This is a genomic window from Microcoleus sp. K1-B1 (assembly GCF_036704705.1).
In the GTDB taxonomy this organism is placed as follows: Bacteria; Cyanobacteriota; Cyanobacteriia; order Cyanobacteriales; family Microcoleaceae; genus Microcoleus.
This window is the reverse complement of the sequence record NZ_JAUBSH010000002.1, coordinates 1-16787: the sequence shown is the minus strand read 5'-3', so window position 1 is coordinate 16787 and position 16787 is coordinate 1. Positions and strand designations below refer to the sequence as shown.

13 protein-coding genes and 1 tRNA gene are annotated in these 16787 nt (G+C 47.0%); 8 read left to right on the top strand and 6 right to left on the bottom strand.

The features are described 5' to 3' along the window. Positions 1 to 27 precede the first annotated feature (27 nt). Entirely contained in the window at positions 28 to 429 is a 402-nt protein-coding gene (locus QUA83_RS00725) for a fasciclin domain-containing protein (RefSeq protein WP_333290887.1), read from the bottom strand. Positions 430 to 850: 421 nt separating this feature from the next. Between QUA83_RS00725 and QUA83_RS00720 the strand changes: the two genes are divergently transcribed. From QUA83_RS00720 to QUA83_RS00695, 6 genes are all read left to right on the top strand, one after another. Further along, positions 851 to 1888 (top strand): aldo/keto reductase, encoded by a 1038-nt coding sequence (locus tag QUA83_RS00720; protein WP_333290886.1) that lies wholly within the window; start codon positions 851 to 853, stop codon positions 1886 to 1888. A gap of 836 nt (positions 1889 to 2724) precedes the next feature. After that, the gene (locus tag QUA83_RS00715) at positions 2725 to 4026 is read left to right on the top strand and encodes a glycosyltransferase family 1 protein (RefSeq protein ID WP_333290885.1); all 1302 of its coding nucleotides are present in this window, start codon (positions 2725 to 2727) and stop codon (positions 4024 to 4026) included. A 123-nt stretch (positions 4027 to 4149) separates the two neighbouring features. Beyond that, on the top strand, positions 4150 to 5397 hold the full coding sequence (glf, locus tag QUA83_RS00710; protein ID WP_333290884.1) for a UDP-galactopyranose mutase: 1248 nt from the start codon (positions 4150 to 4152) through the stop codon (positions 5395 to 5397). A 104-nt stretch (positions 5398 to 5501) separates the two neighbouring features. Next, positions 5502 to 5858, top strand: a complete 357-nt coding sequence (locus QUA83_RS00705) for an STAS domain-containing protein (protein ID WP_333213282.1) — start codon at positions 5502 to 5504, stop codon at positions 5856 to 5858. A 200-nt stretch (positions 5859 to 6058) separates the two neighbouring features. Then, positions 6059 to 7942, top strand: a complete 1884-nt coding sequence (locus QUA83_RS00700) for a glycoside hydrolase family 2 TIM barrel-domain containing protein (protein ID WP_333290883.1) — start codon at positions 6059 to 6061, stop codon at positions 7940 to 7942. A gap of 168 nt (positions 7943 to 8110) precedes the next feature. Beyond that, positions 8111 to 9259 carry a beta-glucosidase gene (locus tag QUA83_RS00695; RefSeq protein ID WP_333290882.1) on the top strand — a complete coding sequence of 383 codons (1149 nt, stop codon included), beginning with the start codon at positions 8111 to 8113 and terminating at the stop codon, positions 9257 to 9259. Between the two features lie 130 nt (positions 9260 to 9389). On the opposite strand, the gene QUA83_RS00690 is transcribed toward QUA83_RS00695, so the two are convergent. The 3 genes from QUA83_RS00690 to QUA83_RS00680 form a co-directional block, all read right to left on the bottom strand. Then, positions 9390 to 10442 carry a hypothetical protein gene (locus QUA83_RS00690; protein WP_333290881.1) on the bottom strand — a complete coding sequence of 351 codons (1053 nt, stop codon included), beginning with the start codon at positions 10440 to 10442 and terminating at the stop codon, positions 9390 to 9392. A gap of 270 nt (positions 10443 to 10712) precedes the next feature. Continuing rightward, a tRNA-Glu gene (locus tag QUA83_RS00685) sits at positions 10713 to 10785 on the bottom strand. A gap of 87 nt (positions 10786 to 10872) precedes the next feature. Beyond that, a complete protein-coding gene (locus QUA83_RS00680; RefSeq protein ID WP_333290880.1) occupies positions 10873 to 11919 on the bottom strand; it encodes a M42 family peptidase in 1047 nt (348 codons plus the stop codon). Positions 11920 to 12554: 635 nt separating this feature from the next. On the opposite strand from QUA83_RS00680, the gene iscB reads away from it, so the two are divergent. Together iscB and QUA83_RS00670 are read left to right on the top strand one after the other, a co-directional pair. After that, a complete protein-coding gene (gene iscB, locus QUA83_RS00675; RefSeq protein ID WP_333290879.1) occupies positions 12555 to 13829 on the top strand; it encodes an RNA-guided endonuclease IscB in 1275 nt (424 codons plus the stop codon). A gap of 311 nt (positions 13830 to 14140) precedes the next feature. Then, on the top strand, positions 14141 to 15859 hold the full coding sequence (locus QUA83_RS00670) for an ATP-binding protein (protein WP_333290878.1): 1719 nt from the start codon (positions 14141 to 14143) through the stop codon (positions 15857 to 15859). A gap of 145 nt (positions 15860 to 16004) precedes the next feature. On the opposite strand, the gene QUA83_RS00665 is transcribed toward QUA83_RS00670, so the two are convergent. Continuing rightward, positions 16005 to 16208: a hypothetical protein gene (locus QUA83_RS00665; protein WP_333290877.1), complete on the bottom strand. Its 204-nt coding sequence runs from the start codon at positions 16206 to 16208 to the stop codon at positions 16005 to 16007. Between the two features lie 131 nt (positions 16209 to 16339). Then, positions 16340 to 16705: a transposase gene (locus QUA83_RS00660; protein WP_333290876.1), complete on the bottom strand. Its 366-nt coding sequence runs from the start codon at positions 16703 to 16705 to the stop codon at positions 16340 to 16342. Between the last annotated feature and the right edge of the window lie 82 nt (positions 16706 to 16787).

Genomic DNA, 16787 nt, shown 5'->3' with positions numbered 1-16787 from the left:
ATAGTATTGCGCTACCTAAATCTGTGCTTACGCAGGAAGCAAGACTGAATCAATAATGTGGATGACGCCATTATCAGCAGCAACATCGGCTGCTGTAACGGTAGAATCATTGATTTTGACGCCATTGGAAGCATCAATTTTAACTTCTGAACCTTCCACTGTCTTGGCAGATTTCAGCTTGACCACATCAGCGGCCATAACTTTGCCAGAAACGACATGATAAGTCAGGATTTTTTTGAGCTTAGGAATGTCCTTAAGCAGTGCTTCTACAGTACCTGCGGGAAGCTTAGCAAAAGCTTCGTCAGTAGGCGCAAAAACAGTGAAGGGGCCAGCGCCTTTAAGAGTATCTACTAAACCAGCAGCTTTGACAGCAGCAACTAGGGTTGTAAAAGATCCAGCCGAAACGGCGGTATCAACGATATCAGCCAAGTGAGTCACCTAGTTTGTGTAATCTATAAATCACTATAACGCTAAAAAGTTAATTTAGCTACATTAATTTTTTCTGTAGTTCTGTCTGGTTTCCTGATTATTTAAGATAGCATTTTTTATTTAACTCGTTTACTAAAATACCTATCTAAAGGTAGATATTTTTTTTGCCAGTTTACTGTATTTTTATTTACTTATGTAATCCTAAATACATTAATAAGACGATCGCCCCTGCGCGCTTTTTAAACTAAACGCAGGGGCGAGACAGCATCGCCCCTGCTACGACATTTTGATGAACTTGGCAAAACATTCAACATTAAGCACAGCGCTAAGGCCCCGTAAAACCCGCCACCTCAACTGATGGTAACAGTTTGGGAAATCCCGATCTAAACTGTTAACAACCATTAACTAGCGGAAGGGTGACATGAGATACAAACTACTAGGTCACAGCGGACTTCGCGTTTCCGAAATCTGCCTCGGAACCATGACTTTTGGGGAAGAGTGGGGTTGGGGGAGCTCCTACGACGAAAGCCGGAAAATGTTCGACGCCTTTGCAGAAGCGGGCGGCAATTTCATTGATACCGCGAATCTCTACACCAACGGTACTAGCGAAAAATATGTCGGTGAGTTCATCGCAGCCGATCGCGAAAAATGGGTAGTTGCCACTAAGTATAGCCTCAACATGAAGAATGGCGAAATCAACGGTTTCGGCAACCACCGCAAAAATATGGTACAAGCAGTAGAGGCCAGTTTGAAGCGATTGCAAGTTGAATACATAGATTTGCTGTGGCTGCACGCTTGGGACTTTACCACACCCGTCGAAGAAGTGATGCGCGCTTTTGACGATTTGGTGCGCGCCGGCAAAATTCTTTATATCGGCATTTCCGATACGCCGGCTTGGATTATTTCTCAAGCAAATACGATCGCCCACCTGCGCGGTTGGACACAATTTATCGGCTTGCAAATCGAGTATTCTTTAAAAGAGCGAACTCCTGAACGGGACTTGCTCCCTATGGCAAAAGCCTTTGATATTGGCGTCACAGCTTGGAGTCCCCTAGCAGCGGGTTTGCTGACAGGAAAATACAACACTTCAGAAACAGCCAGCGAAGCTAAACGGCTTAATTCACCTGAATCGGGAAAAATTAACGAACGAGACCTCAAAATTGCTGACGAAGTTAGCAAAATAGCAGCCGAAATTGGCAAACCTGCTTCTCAAGTAGCCCTAAATTGGCTGATCCAACAGCCAGTCGAAGTTATTCCGATTGTGGGTTCGCGCAAACTCTCGCAACTTCAGGAAAATCTAGCTTGTTTGGAGTTTGAATTAACCCCCGAACAAATGCAGCAGTTAGACAAAGTAAGTGCAATTGAATTGGGTTTCCCTCACGATTTCTTAAAGAGTTCGACGGTGCAAGATTTTGCCTTTGGAGGAGGAATCGCCAAAATTGACAGCCGCCGACTGTAAAGTTGCTGCTATTTTCTAGTCGCTGGTTTACGTGGATATTTGGCGTTTGATTGCAGATATCGGCAAACCCGCCCTTAGAGGGATGATTGACATTTGTGCTGTAGGCGCGAGGTTAAACTGAGGCCCACAGCATAAATGTCATCACCTTGGTTTCTTGCCACACACTCGCGCAAAATCTTAGGTTTATCATTGCCATTGGCTGGTTTCTTTGATATTGTTGAGACAGGTGCTGTTCAGTGAGTTTAACCTCACTGCATAAACTGTCAATTGTTAATCTATCGGAAGTTAGAAATCTTTGACAAAACTTTGTATATTAGGATACAAAGTTTCCCTAATAGCGATCGGATTAGTTAAAAAAAAGCAACGTTTGTCAAATCAAAAAGCAACATAAACTTGATGGCAAATTTTCTCTCATCTTCAAATAAAGCAATAAAACTCGCTCTTTTTTCACCCCGTACCTACCAGTTAAGAGTCATTTTACAAGGTCGATCGGCATTTTAACGGCTTTTGAACCCCCCGTGCAAGCTAGGTGTGTCCTGAGAGAAAAGTCATCCTTCAGATAGAAGTTAGGGCCGAAAAACTGGGTTACATTTAACAACAATAGCAAGTCTAACCATATTAACTTATCTCTAAGTTTCAATTCTGAAAAAAGCAGATAAGCCTGTTTTTTCCGCAGCTAAACACTTTCTTTGTTTGGCTCACTGAATGCGGCGCTTGCTCGTCAATAAAAGTTCTCAGATTTATGCTTGCGACTTTCAGTAAGACACTGCTGAGAAATATATCCTATTGACCAATTTTAACTGACAAATTTTCATTGACAAATTCCAGAGGCTAATATGTCGCCCCCAGAAAACTCAGTAAACAATAATTATAGCAATAAAGATCGAGCATGGGAGATCCGATTTACCTCTATAGATCCAGCCAAATCGCCCTCTCAATTCGCTGCATCGCCCGCAGTGCGCGCCAACTTATCAAAAACTGAGGCTTTAGATGCACCAGATTTAGTTTGCCTGTCCCATTTGCGGTGGAATTTTGTCTATCAGCGTCCGCAACATCTCTTGAGTCGTTGTGCCAAAACTCGTCGCGTATTCTTTGTAGAAGAACCTGTGTTTAGCGCGGCTACAGATTGGTGGCTTGATGTCAGCATCCACGAAAGCGGAGTCTGGGTAATAGTACCGCACCTGAGCGAAGGAACGAGCGAAGCAACAGCACAAACTGCTCAGCAAGCCATGCTAGATGATTTGTTTCGAGCGGCAGAAATTAGCCAGTACATTCTGTGGTATTACACACCAATGGCTGTCACTTTCACCAGCCACTTAAAGCCACTCGCTGTAGTCTACGACTGCATGGATGAACTGTCAGCATTCCAAGGCGCGCACCCGGATTTAAAAGCGAATGAAAACCAATTATTAAAGCGCGCCAGCGTAGTATTTACCGGGGGACACAACCTTTACGAAGCCAAACAGCACCAGCACCCAAACATTCACCCCTTCCCCAGCAGCATCGAAAAAGAACACTTTGCGACAGCCAGGAACCTTTCAGAAGAACCGGCAGATCAAAAAGACATTCCTCACCCGCGTTTGGGGTTTTATGGCGTCATAGACGAACGCATGGATATCGAACTGCTGGCGGGCATGGCCAAAGCAAAGCCAGACTGGCATTTAGTCATCATTGGCCCGGTGGTGAAAATCGATCCGGCAACTCTGCCAACTCACCCAAATATCCACTATCTCGGCGGCAAATCTTATCAAGAACTGCCAACGTATCTTGGCGGATGGGATATCGCCATGCTGCCTTTTGCCATTAACGAATCGACTAAGTTTATTAGTCCCACGAAAACTCCAGAATACCTCGCTGCCGGCAAACCTGTTATTTCTACTCCTATCCGCGACGTGGTGCGGCCCTACGGAGAAAACGGCTTGGTTCGGATTGCTAGCAATTGGGAAGAATTCGTTGCTTGTGCCGAAGAAATCCTCAGCGAAAGTTCGGACGTTCGCACCAAGTGGCTGAGTGAAGTAGACGCCTTTTTAGCAGACAATTCTTGGGACAATACCTGGGGCGAAATGCTGGGGTTGATCCAAAGTGCGATCGACGATAAACGGCAGAAAGCCGAAGGTAGGATGAAAGTTTTAAGTTAGGAATGTTGAGGTTGAAGTTAAAGAGTTACAGTTTACGGATTCAAAAATTAACACTCAACACTCCTCGCTGTATGTCCAATTACCAATTATTCCTTACCCTTACCCACAATCAGAGGTGTTTCAATGTTTGACTATTTAATCGTCGGAGCCGGATTTGCAGGTAGCGTCATTGCCGAAAGACTAGCAAATGAAGCCGGAAAAACTGTCCTGATAATTGATACCCGCAACCACATCGGCGGCAACGCATACGATCACTACGACAATCATGGCATCCTCGTACACAAATACGGCCCCCACATTTTTCACACCAATTCGCGCCAAGTTTTCGAGTATCTTTCGCGGTTCACCGAGTGGCGGCCCTACGAACACCGCGTCCTCGCCAGTGTTGACGGTCAACTGCTGCCAATTCCGATCAATCTCAACACCGTAAACAAACTTTACGGACTGAATCTCACGTCATTTGAAGTAGAAGATTTCTTCGCGAAAGTAGCAGAACCAAAGGATTACATACGCACTTCCGAAGATGTAGTTGTCAGCAAAGTCGGTCGCGAACTTTACGAAAAATTCTTCCGCAACTACACCCGCAAACAGTGGGGAATGGACCCCTCGGAACTAGACAAATCAGTGATTGCGCGCGTACCCACTCGCATTAACCGGGACGATCGCTATTTCACCGATACCTATCAAGCAATGCCCCTGCACGGCTACACTCGGATGTTTGAAAAGATGCTTTCTCACCCAAACATCAAGGTGATGCTGAATACCGACTACCGGGAAATTGAGGGTTTTATTCCTTACGGAGAAATGATTTACACCGGGCCAGTCGATTCCTATTTCAATTATTGCTACGGCAAACTTCCTTACCGTTCCTTGGAATTCAAACACGAAACACTGAACGTACCTGTACACCAAGAAGCACCGGTGGTAAATTACCCCAACGAGCATTTATATACTCGCTGCACCGAGTTTAAATACCTCACCGGACAAGAGCATCTAAAAACTAGCATTGTCTACGAATATCCCCAAGCTGAGGGAGACCCTTACTACCCAGTTCCCCGTCCAGAAAATGCCGAAATTTACAAGAAATATAAGGCTTTGGCTGATTCAACTCCGGGAGTTTCTTTCGTGGGAAGGCTGGCGACTTACAGGTATTACAACATGGATCAAGTGGTCGCTCAAGCTCTGACAACTTACACACAAATTACTACCAAGCCGATGATTGAATTGGTAGAAAATGTTAATGCTTCTGCCTCTAATGTCAGCTCATCCCATGGAGTCGCCCATCGCCCAGCCACAACTTCTCTAGAAGTCGCTGCTGTCAACAACGGCAACAGCCACGGCAACGGCAACGGCAAATCTGCTAGCAAGTAGCTGGAAGTTGCGAGTTCCTGGTAAAAAGGTAAGGTGCTGATGGAGCACCTTACTAGGTTTTTATCAAAAGTTATTTAATAATTCAAACAAGCATTGAGGTAAAAATGAACGTTCTAGTTAAAATTGTTTTGTCTCATGAGGTTTTGGAAGTTTCTCAATTTGCTCAGTTTCAGAAAGAAATACAGCGCCTCATTGAAAGCGGTGGCAAAATTCTGATGCTGGATTTCTCAAAAATAAATTTCCTGAAAAATTCCGAGTTAATGGCTGTAGTGGCGATCGTGAAATTAGTTAGAGACAGCGAATGTATACTTTTGATCTCTGCCATGAGCGAACAAGTTAGAATTCTATTTGAACTCACGGGACTACAGCAAATATTTCAGTGTTTGCCGTTTGCAGAAGAATTTTCTTTCAAAAGTGAGCTAACTGAACCGTTAGGAGGTTTGCAAAGTCTTGCTAGCTAGAGGGAGAGGGGGAGAGTGGGGGATAGGAAAAATCTTCCTGGTTTATTCTTCTTTCTTCTGACTAATGACTTCAGCACAAGAGAGCCTTCAGATGAGGCTGTTTTAATAGGCAGAACTTTTGCAAATTAATCAGCAAAAAACTTGTCAAAGTGGGGGTAATTGTCGCTAACCTATAAATATAACTTTGGGTAGATGTGCCGATGAGTTGGTTAGGTAGAGAACTAGAAAATTGTGAGATAGAAGAGTCTGCAACTCTTGATACTAAGGTGACAGTTCAAGGACGGAAAACAGGTTATCCGCGCCCCCAACTGCGCCGGAGCAACTGGATTTGTCTCAATGGTCCGTGGAGGTTTGCTTACGATGACGCGGGCCACTGCGTGCAGCCGATCGATATTTCGGAGTGGACTCACACTATAGAAGTGCCGTTTGCTCCAGAATCCGCAAAAAGCGGGATCGGCGACACAAATTTTCACGCCAACTGCTGGTACGAACGCGAATTTGACGTACCCCACACAGAAGGCAGAGTTCTCCTCCACTTTGGGGCCGTAGACTACCGCGCCCGCGTCTGGGTGAACGGTCAGTTTGTCATCGAACACGAAGGCGGACACACTCCTTTCACTGCAGACATTACAGCAATTGTGAACCTCAACGGGCCGCAGCGGGTGACAGTCTGGGCCCACGACGACCCCCAAGATTTGGAGCAACCGCGCGGCAAGCAAGACTGGCAAATAGAGCCCCACAGTATTTGGTATCCGCGCACGACGGGCATTTGGCAGACAGTCTGGGTAGAATTGGTGCCTCACACTTATATCGAGCGCATCCGCTGGACTCCCCAGTTTGAACGCTGGGAAATCGGTTTTGAAGCGTTTGTCGCCGGCGATCGCCAGTCGGGAATCCAAATTAAAGTTAAACTGTCGATCGGCTGTATGCTGCTGGTCAACGACACCTACGAAGTCATCAACGGCGAAATCCACCGCCGCATCGCCCTCTCCGACCCTGGTATCGACGACTACCGCAACGAATTGCTGTGGAGCCCCGAAAAACCGACATTAATCAACGCTCAAGTGCAGTTGTGGGCGGACGGCAAATTGCTCGACGAGGTTAAATCTTATACCGCCATGCGGACGGTCAGCATCCAGCGCGATCGCTTCATGCTAAACGGCCGCCCCTACTATTTGCGACTGGTGCTCGACCAAGGTTACTGGCCCGACACCATGATGACGGCCCCTTCCGACGAAGCTTTGCGCCACGATGTCGAATTAGTCAAAGCAATGGGTTTCAACGGCGTCCGCAAGCACCAAAAAATCGAAGACCCCCGATTTTTGTACTGGGCTGACGTGCTCGGACTCTTAGTTTGGGAAGAAATGCCCAGCGCCTACCGCTTCACTCCCAAAGCCGTGCAACGGCTGACGCGGGAGTGGACAGAAGTCATCGATCGCGACACCAGCCACCCCTGTATCGTAGTCTGGGTGCCGTTCAACGAATCCTGGGGAGTTCCGAATTTAGTCGAAGCCGCAGCCCACCGCAACTACGTGCAAGCGCTGTATTTCTTGACCAAAACCCTCGATCCGACTCGCCCCGTCATCGGTAACGACGGCTGGGAAAGCATCGATACCGACATCCTGGCGATTCACGACTACGACAACAACCCGCAAACCCTAGCCAAGCGCTACGGGCCAGAAGTCCAGCTAGCCGATTTGTTCGATCGCGGGCGTCCCGGCGGGCGAGTCCTCACCCTCGACGGCCACCCGCACCAAGGACAGCCGATGATGCTGACAGAATTCGGCGGCATTGCCTGCGCGGGCCGCGAAAACCCCGATTTTTTCAGGGTTTGGGGCTACGTGCGGGCGTCGGACACGCAGGAACTGCAAAGGCGCTACACCGCGCTGTTGAAGGTAGTAAACCGAGTGGAAATGTTCAGCGGATTTTGTTACACGCAGTTAACCGATACTTTCCAAGAAGCTAACGGTTTGCTGTATGCCGATCGCACTCCCAAGTTTCCCTTAGAGGTGATCGCGGCGGCAACTCTCGGCTGGGATATTCCCGAAGAAAGTTCACAGCCGCAAGCTATTACTCAATGCTAATTGGGCATGGGGAATGGGGAATGGGGCATCGGTTATTAGTTATTAGTTATTAGTTATTAGTTAATTGCTAACAATTACCAATTTCTAAATTCCTAATGCCCTGCGCGGGCCGATGCCCGATGCCCCATGCCCAATGCCCCATGCCCAATGCCCCATGCCCAATTCCCCATGCCCCATTACCCATTACCCATTCGATTGATGTTTCAAAGTTTTTTCATGGGCGGATTTGAATGTTCCACCCACAGAGTGCAATCTGGAAAACGCCTCGATGTCACAGCCGCCACCGGTCACGATAAATTTGCAGCAGCCGACTACCAACGCTTGCAAGAGCAAGGCATTTACACAGTCCGCGAAGGCCTCCGCTGGCACTTAATTGAACAGTCGCCCGGAAAATACGATTTTTCCAGTTCCCTGCCAATTATCCGCGCCGCCCGCGACATGAAAATGCAGGTAATTTGGGATTTGTTTCACTACGGCTGGCCTGACGATATTGATATTTTCAGTCCCGAATTTGTGTCCAGGTTTGCAAGCATGGTGCGCGCTTTTATGGAAGTGCTAACAGAGGAAACAGACCAAACACCTTTCGTGACACCTGTCAATGAAATTTCATTTATTGCTTGGGCCGGCGGCGATGTCGCCTACATCAATCCGTTTGCAAAAGGGCGGGGAGACGAGCTCAAAATCCAGTTAATCAAAGCTGCGATCGCAGCGATAGAATCAGTTTGGGAAGTCAATCCCCGCACCCGGATCGTTCAAATCGATCCGACAATTAACATTATTGCCGATCCTGACAAACCGGAGGATCGGGACGCGGCGGAAGGTTATCGCTTATCGCAATATCAAGCTTGGGATATGTTGGCTGGACGTTTTCGCCCGGAACTTGGCGGTAAGGAAAAATATCTCGATATTATTGGGGTGAATTATTACGATCGCAATCAGTGGATTCACAATGAAGAGCCGATGAAATACACCGATCCGCTGTACCGCCCGTTTCGCGAACTGCTGCAAGAAGTGTTTGAGCGCTACGGCCGCCCCTTATTCGTAGCAGAAACAGGCACTGAAGACGATTTTAGACCTGTCTGGTTTAATTATGTGTGTACTGAGGTAATGGCGGCGATGAAAGCAGGAGTTCCAATAGACGGAATCTGCTTGTATCCGATTGTTAACCATCCGGGTTGGGACGACGACAGGCACTGTTACAATGGTTTGTGGGATTATTGCAATGAATCGGGCGATCGGGAAATTTACCAGCCTTTGGCGGATGAATTGCAGTTTCAAAGGCAGCAGATTGAACCGTTGCTGAAGTTGCAGGATTGATGATTGCTATATAATAATGAAACCCAACAACAGTTGATGTTGGGTTTCACTAAGTTCAATCCAACCTACTACAGGAATTTCGATCGAGCGGACACGATCTAATATCCCTTCTCACAACTTTGTATGTAATCTATCCAACCTCTTCGTTTTGAACTTTTTCACCTTGACTGGCTTTTGCTTCCAACTCTGCCATTTTTTCCATCCTTAGTTCATGTAATGTCTTCTTAATCGAACTAAGCCTTGCCCATTCATAAATATTTATAGAAGACCAACCAGTAACTTTCTTTCCCCACTTATTATAGGAGATTTCTTCCCCATTAAATCTGACAAATGTAGGATCAATTATTATAGCTTCAGAGCTTTCAAATGTTTTAATCTCAAGGCAATCGCCAGCTTTGATTATTTGCCAATCAAACAACTTGTCCATTCGAGGTAGAAAAGTTCTTTCAATGGCAGAAGCACTGGATATAATTTCTCCCTTGATTGTAGAACCTCCTCCGGCTAAACCCACGTAAAAATCATCCAGTTGTGCCGGAGGCAAAATTTTCTCCATACTCAAAAAACCTTGCTGTCCTATAAAAACAGGAGTGATATTAAGACAGATGGCGTCTACCCCATTTGCAATCAACCAAGCAACAGCAGAAAGGGTTTGCTCATCAAAGGATGAGGCTATAAGTATTATTCGTTGTTTTTTGTTAAAGGTTTTGAGTGCGTCATTGCTTGACAAGAATTTATTCAACTCTTGTCTCGCTTTTTCACTAGAGGTCAAATCACCTAATTCATACTCATCTTTGTGGCTCTCTATATACGAACTATAGACCAACTCTACAAGGGATTCAGGTGTAGAAATTTTGGCATAACTCGCGGCATACCTGATAGCTTGAAATTCAAAAGGTTCTTTTCTGGCTTTGATGTCTTGTACGTCGCGTTTAATCTCGATTAGAACAATATTGCCATCGGCATCAATGGCAGTCAGGTCGCTAATCCCGTTACTCGCATTACGAACTTGTTGACCTACAACTAGAAGAGTTTGGTCATCCCCAAAGAGCAAATTAATGTTTTTGCGTAAGAACTCTTCAATATGTCTTTCCTGTAAGTTTAAGTCTTTAAAGTTTCTAACTTTTATTTCTATTGCTTCGTTCCTTTGGATGCCGCTGTGGTCGAAAGTAACAGGTATGTACATCGCACTCCCTTTGCTGCTATTAGCTGTCTAAGTGTTCAACTATATTGAGCCTATGTATCTGCTCAATAATCCGAGGTAAATCGCTCAACTATGCACCAGGAACCAAACTAAATCAAGCCGATTTTTGCCGTTGCTGCGGGATCTCACGTGTCTTCTCAGCAAAAACCCGGTTTCTGGCTATCCGTGCGTAAGTCCTAATAGCAATAAGGGCGGGCAAAATGCCCACCCCACATACTAGATATCGATTTGATATCAGAGTTAAATTTTCAATACCCCCAGGGGAATTCGAATCCCCGTCGCATCCGTGAAAGGGATGTGTCCTAGGCCTCTAGACGATGGGGGCGCGTCGTTGCGTTTGCTTGTGTTCCGCACCTTTATTACCTTAACTAATCTTTCCCAATCTGTCAACTACTTTGCGAAACTTTTTTTTCTACTCGTCCCAAAGCACGTCACAGTAGGCTTTGAGGATGGTGGCGCAATTGCCGATCGCCCCGAGATGAGCAATTTCAAAGCCGTGGGTGTTCTGGGTGGGGAAAGCCAAACAAGCGGCGCGGGCTACGTGGCCGAACTTCATGGCGATCGAAGCATCGCTTCCAAAACCGCTAATTACCGCCAACTGCACCTCTACATCCGATGCTGCGGCGGCTGCGCGCAATTGGGCGTTCAGTCCTTCATCGTAGACTCCGTAGCCGTCCTGAACCAGCAAAACCGGGTTTTCGCTGTCACGAATCGGGTATTCCGGTGCCAGAGGGCAAATTTCCAAAGCGATCAGCGCGTCCAACGGCTGGCGCTGCGTGAAATACAAAGCTCCGATCGCCCCAACCTCCTCCTTCGCCGACGCTACCAAATAAACATTCACCGCAGGCTCTTTCAAACATTCCGCCAGAGCCAGCAAAATCGCCACTGAAGCCTTGTTGTCCAGAGTGTAGCTCGCGATCCAATCCTTCAACCGCAGCGGGCGCTTGCGGTGCTTTCCCACCACCATCCGCGTGCCCGGTCGAATTCCGGCCTCGGCTAATTCCTCGGCGGTACACTTAGTTTCGATCCAGGCATTTTCCCACTTTAAAGAAACATCTTCCTGCTGAGCTTTCTGAGGAGATTCGTGAGAAACATGGCGAGAACCGAAGCTGAGAATGCCGCTAATTGTTTGCTTGTCTCCGAGCAAATCCACCACGCCTTCGCCGTAAACCCAAGGAAATGCGCCGCCCAATCTGCGGACTTCCACGCGGCCACTCTCGCCTATTGTTTTAACTAAGGCGCCAATTTCGTCTTTGTGGGCGGTAATGGCGATCGACTTTTCGGGATTGCGACCCTTAATTAGGGCGATCGCATTATCCGCGCGATCGACCCAAGCATTCACTCCCAGGGCGGCGAATTTTTCCATCAACCGCTGGTTAATTTCCGATTCCGCACCGCTGGGTGAGTGCAGCATTACTAATTCTTCGATTGTTTGGAACAGGCGATCGAACTCTAACATTTTTTATTTTCGTTTTTAGGAGCGAATTTTGACATATATTAAAGCACATTTACTCACTCTTTCCCGGCGGTACACTTAGTTTCAATTCAGGCATTTTCCCACTTAAAAAAACATCTTCCTGCTGAGCTTTTTGAGGAGCTTAGGAATGAAGCAATTGGAGGCAGCAAAGGGCCATTGAGTAACAAGATTCATGCGATCGCGTGGAAGCGTTGGGCAATCCGTTGGGGTTTCACCTCACCCCCCGACAAACTGGTGACGCGAGCAGGAGGCGACCAACTGCAGCCATTACTGGTGGCGGATACACTGCTGGCTAAGAAGGGCTATGATCCAGATCAGCGTGTGATTGACCGCCTCAATGCCGAGGGGAAGACCACCGTAAGGAACCCCACGCTTATTAAAAGCGGGGGCTTTTAGGAAGTCCGGCTCGTTCCGAGCGGTGCAAGAAAAAAGCCCGAACCTTACCAGAGACAGGATTAGACCTACGTTTCTTGAGTCACGACACCGGAAAATGCGACGCTAGTTTTCCGCTCTGTCGTCAAAAGTTAAACAGGATTACGGGGTTAAACCAGTGCTTTTGACATAACAAGCTCAGGAAACATTCTCGAAGCGAACATTACCCAGCAATGGAGGACTTGGTGTCTAATTTCGTTTTTGTAATTGATACCCATAAACGACCGCTCGATCCAATTCGCCCAGGACTGGCTCGTAAATTGCTAACCACTGGCAAAGCTGCTGTTTTTAAAAGGTATCCGTTCACAATAATTCTCAAAGCAGACGTTATAGCACCTCAAAAACCAATCATTCTTAAATTAGACCCTGGTTCCAAAACTACTGGAATCGCATTAGTGCAAGGAGAAAACATAATCTTTGGTGCAGAACTAGCTCACCGAGGACAAGCAATCAAAGCCAGTTTGGAGTCTCGCCGTTCACTGCGTAGAGGTAGAAGAAATCGCCATACCCGCTATCGTCCAGCGAGATTCCTAAATAGGGTTCGCCCTAAAGGGTGGCTAGCGCCAAGCTTACAACATCGTGTCGAAACAACCCTAACCTGGGTAACTAGATTGATGAAACTCGCTCCCATTGTCTCTATTGTTCAAGAACTTGTGCGGTTCGATTTACAGCAACTAGAAAACCCCGAGATTTCTGGAATTGAATACCAGCAAGGCATTTTGTGTGGCTACGAAATCCGCGAATATTTGTTAAATAAATGGGACAGAAAGTGCGCCTATTATGGAATTACGAATACACCGCTACAGGTCGAACACATTCATCCCAAAGCCAAAGGCGGATCTAACCGCGTTTCTAATCTTTGCCTTGCGTGCGATGCTTGCAATAAAAAGAAAGGCACTCAAGGTATTGAGCAATTCCTCTCTAAAAAGCCAGAGGTTTTGAAACGGATTCAATCTCAAGCAAAACGTCCATTAAAAGACGCGACAGCCGTTAATTCGACTCGTTGGGCACTGTTTAATCGACTTTGCATGACTGGCCTGCCAGTTTCTACTGGCAGTGGCGGCTTGACAAAGTTCAACCGCACTCGATTGAATTTAGCTAAAACTCACTGGTTAGATGCAGCTTGTGTTGGAAAAGTCGAAGAATTAAAGGTGCTGACTTCTCAACCGCTGCTAATAAAAGCAGCAGGACACGGTACTCGACAAATGTGTGGCACAGATCGGTTTGGCTTTCCAACTCGCCATAAATCAAGAAAGCAAATCCATTTCGGCTTTCAAACTGGCGATCTTGTCAGCGCTACCGTCACCGCAGGCAAGAAAGTTGGTTCCTACGTGGGACGAATTCTTTGCCGTGCATCCGGCTCGTTCGACATCGCTACAGCGAAGGGAAGAATAGCAGGAATCAGCCATAAATATTGTCAACCTATTCACAAAAAAGATGGCTATTCCTATGGATTTTGATTCAAGGCGACTGAAGTTGCAGCCGCTTTCCTCCCCATGTCGTTAGCCCGGGGCTTCTCGCTCGTTTTCTGGTGATTTCACCTCGCCGCAATTGCAAGACCCTGGAAACTTACGATGCTCAATTGTACAAAGCCGGTCATTTGATTGAGAACTTTTTCCCCAAGCTCAAGCAGTATCAGGCAATCGCCACGCGCTATCACCCTAGGGCGGTGAACTTTCCGGCGTGCGATTCTTCTGGCTGCTGCCGTCGTCATCGGGTTGAATTGATGACACCCCCCCCCTAAATTAACTTGACAGTGCCGTAAATTAATATGCCTCACCTCTTGAGCACCTTCTTTTCTAGTAATTTCATTCCCCACGGTCATTGTTACCTCTGGAAACCGGAGTTAGTCTGGCTGCACATAACGTCAGATGCCTTGACTACCCTCGCTTATTACTCGGTGGCGGTTGCCATTGTTTACTTTACAAATGAGCGTAAGGATCTGCCTGCCCAGACGGTGATGCTGCTGGTGGGTTTCTTTTTTATCTTTGCCTTATGCGGCACGACGCACTTGATGGAAATAGTGACACTTTGGCACCCCATTTATTGGGTTTCAGGACTGATCAAAGCTGTCACTGGTGTTTGGTCTTTCTATACGTTTACCTTTTTACTGATTCCCTTAATTCCAGTGGCGCTCGATGCGCCAAGTCCAGCCCAACTCGCCCTTACAAACCAGGAACTAGAAGAGAGTCGCGGCCGTATCCAGGCGATTAATGTGGAGCTAGAGCAACGGGTGCAAGAACGCACTGCCCAACTGGAAGCGTCTAATCGCACCAAAGACGAATTATTGATGCGTGAACAAATAATTCGGGCAGAGGCAGAGGCCGCCAACCGTGCCAAGGATGAGTTTCTCTCGATTCTTTCTCATGAACTCAGAACTCCTCTCAACGCGATCTTAGGGTGGTCAACGATGTTACGGCAGAAAAACCTGAGTGAGGATAAGGTGGCGCGGGCTTTGGAGACGATCGAGCGAAACGCGAAGTCTCAAGCCCAGCTCATCGAAGACATCCTCGATGTTTCTCGCATTATCACAGGTAAACTGCGCCTCCGAGTCCGTCCTGTCAACCTCGTGCCGGTGATTGAATCGGCGATTGAGTCTGTACAATTGGCGGCTGAGGCAAAGTCAATTCGCCTGCAAAGCGTGCTCGATTCTGAAGCTGGCCCGCTCTTGGGTGATGCCGATAGGTTGCAGCAAGTTGTGTGGAATCTACTTTCTAACGCCCTCAAATTTACGCCTAAAGACGGGCGAGTCCAGATTCGTTTGCAGCGGGTTAATTCCCATGTTGAAATTACTGTCAGCGACACTGGAGCAGGCATCAGCTCGGAATTTCTACCGTTTGTCTTCGATCGCTTCAGCCAGCACGACAGCACAACTACTCGCAGTTATGGGGGGTTGGGTTTAGGGTTAGCCATTGTGCGTCAATTAGTTGAATTACATGGCGGGACTGTAATGGTAGTGAGTCCAGGGATAGGACAGGGGACGACCTTTACAGTCAAACTGCCCGTGATGATTATCCATCTACCACCCAGCGATCCAGAGCCATTAAACTCGATCGTCGAGTTTAATGGGATGTTTCAGGCCTCGCCGACCCTTGAAGGCTTAAAAATCTTAGTTGTAGAGGACGAGGCTGACGCGCTAGAGTTGCTGAGCACGATTCTCGAAAAGTATGGTGCTGATGTCATGGCTGTGGCTTCCGTCAAGGAGGCATTGACCATTATCGAAACCGGAACTGATCGCAGCCCCGATGTTTTAGTGAGCGATATTGGGATGCCGGATGAGGATGGCTACTCCCTGATCCGCAAGTTGCGTCAACTTGAAGCGCTGCGGGGTGGTAGGCTACCCGCGATCGCGCTGACGGCTTATGCCCGAAATGACGATCGTCAGCAGGCACTATTAGCCGGTTTTCAGATGCATTTGACCAAACCCGTAGATGCTGCCGAGTTAGTGGCGGTGGTGGCCAGCCTCACCGGACGTATAAGCAGGTACTAAAACCCAGGTGTTCAAGAACAAATGTTGCGTTTGAGAATAATGGGCTTCTTGTCAGCTTGGGGTGAAGGCTAGCGGTTGTGCTAAATCAAGCTTGTGAGTGTCGTCAGCAGCATAAACGTCTGTTAACTTGATTCAGGCAAAAAGTCTACTGTATCCTGGATAGGAAGCACTCTGAGTTGTTATCGAGTAGAGCCTGCATCAGTGCTAGATTCTCTAGGGTGCGAATTTCGTCTTTGTCAGCGGTAATGGCGATCGACTTTTGGGGATTGCGGTCGGGAATTAGGGCGATCGCATTGTTTGCACGATCGAGCCAAGCATTCACTCGCGGGCTGGCGAATTTTTCCCTCAACCGCTAGTTAATTTCCGACTCCCCAGCCCTGGGAAAGTGGAGCATTACTAACTCTTCAATTGTTGGGAGCAGTCCATCGAACTCTAACATTTTTCAATTCCGTGTTTTGAAGCGCATTTTGACATAAGTAACTAGACAAAATTAATTACATAGTTTTCTCCAAATTCTTTCAGGATTTTTTCCACAGATGTAACAAAAGTTCCCCAACTCTTGTAAGCAGATATTTCAATCCATTCATACTTAATAAACCGCCATAAAATTTCAATTAAATTTAATTCAGGTGAGTAAGAAGGCAACTCAAAAAGAGTAATATTACGTTGTTTCCACTCTTCTTGTTTGTCAACAATAGCATCACTGGTATGAATAGAAGCTTGAGCGGTGACAATCACCGTTGGCTTATCTACTGTGGGAAAAAAAGCATCAATACAGGCAATAACCACATCTGAATTAATACTTTGAAATGAAATATAAGTTTCAAGATGGTTATTTCGATTCATGATTCCTAGGGCGTCGGTTCAGTATTAGGAGTTGACAAAAAAAGGAATTTATGAAATTAGCCAGTGCATGAGTTCGACTCTA

Bases quoted from the DNA above. Each gene is read 5' to 3' on its own strand.
- QUA83_RS00660 (WP_333290876.1), bottom strand. From the start codon at position 16,705: ATGAATCGAAATAACCATCTTGAAACTTATATTTCATTTCAAAGTATT.
- QUA83_RS00680 (WP_333290880.1), bottom strand. From the start codon at position 11,919: ATGTTAGAGTTCGATCGCCTGTTCCAAACAATCGAAGAATTAGTAATG.
- QUA83_RS00720 (WP_333290886.1), top strand. From the start codon at position 851: ATGAGATACAAACTACTAGGTCACAGCGGACTTCGCGTTTCCGAAATC.
- QUA83_RS00705 (WP_333213282.1), top strand. From the start codon at position 5,502: ATGAACGTTCTAGTTAAAATTGTTTTGTCTCATGAGGTTTTGGAAGTT.
- QUA83_RS00690 (WP_333290881.1), bottom strand. From the start codon at position 10,442: ATGTACATACCTGTTACTTTCGACCACAGCGGCATCCAAAGGAACGAA.
- QUA83_RS00715 (WP_333290885.1), top strand. From the start codon at position 2,725: ATGTCGCCCCCAGAAAACTCAGTAAACAATAATTATAGCAATAAAGAT.
- QUA83_RS00700 (WP_333290883.1), top strand. From the start codon at position 6,059: ATGAGTTGGTTAGGTAGAGAACTAGAAAATTGTGAGATAGAAGAGTCT.
- QUA83_RS00670 (WP_333290878.1), top strand. From the start codon at position 14,141: ATGCCTCACCTCTTGAGCACCTTCTTTTCTAGTAATTTCATTCCCCAC.
- QUA83_RS00695 (WP_333290882.1), top strand. From the start codon at position 8,111: ATGCCCCATTACCCATTACCCATTCGATTGATGTTTCAAAGTTTTTTC.
- glf (WP_333290884.1), top strand. From the start codon at position 4,150: ATGTTTGACTATTTAATCGTCGGAGCCGGATTTGCAGGTAGCGTCATT.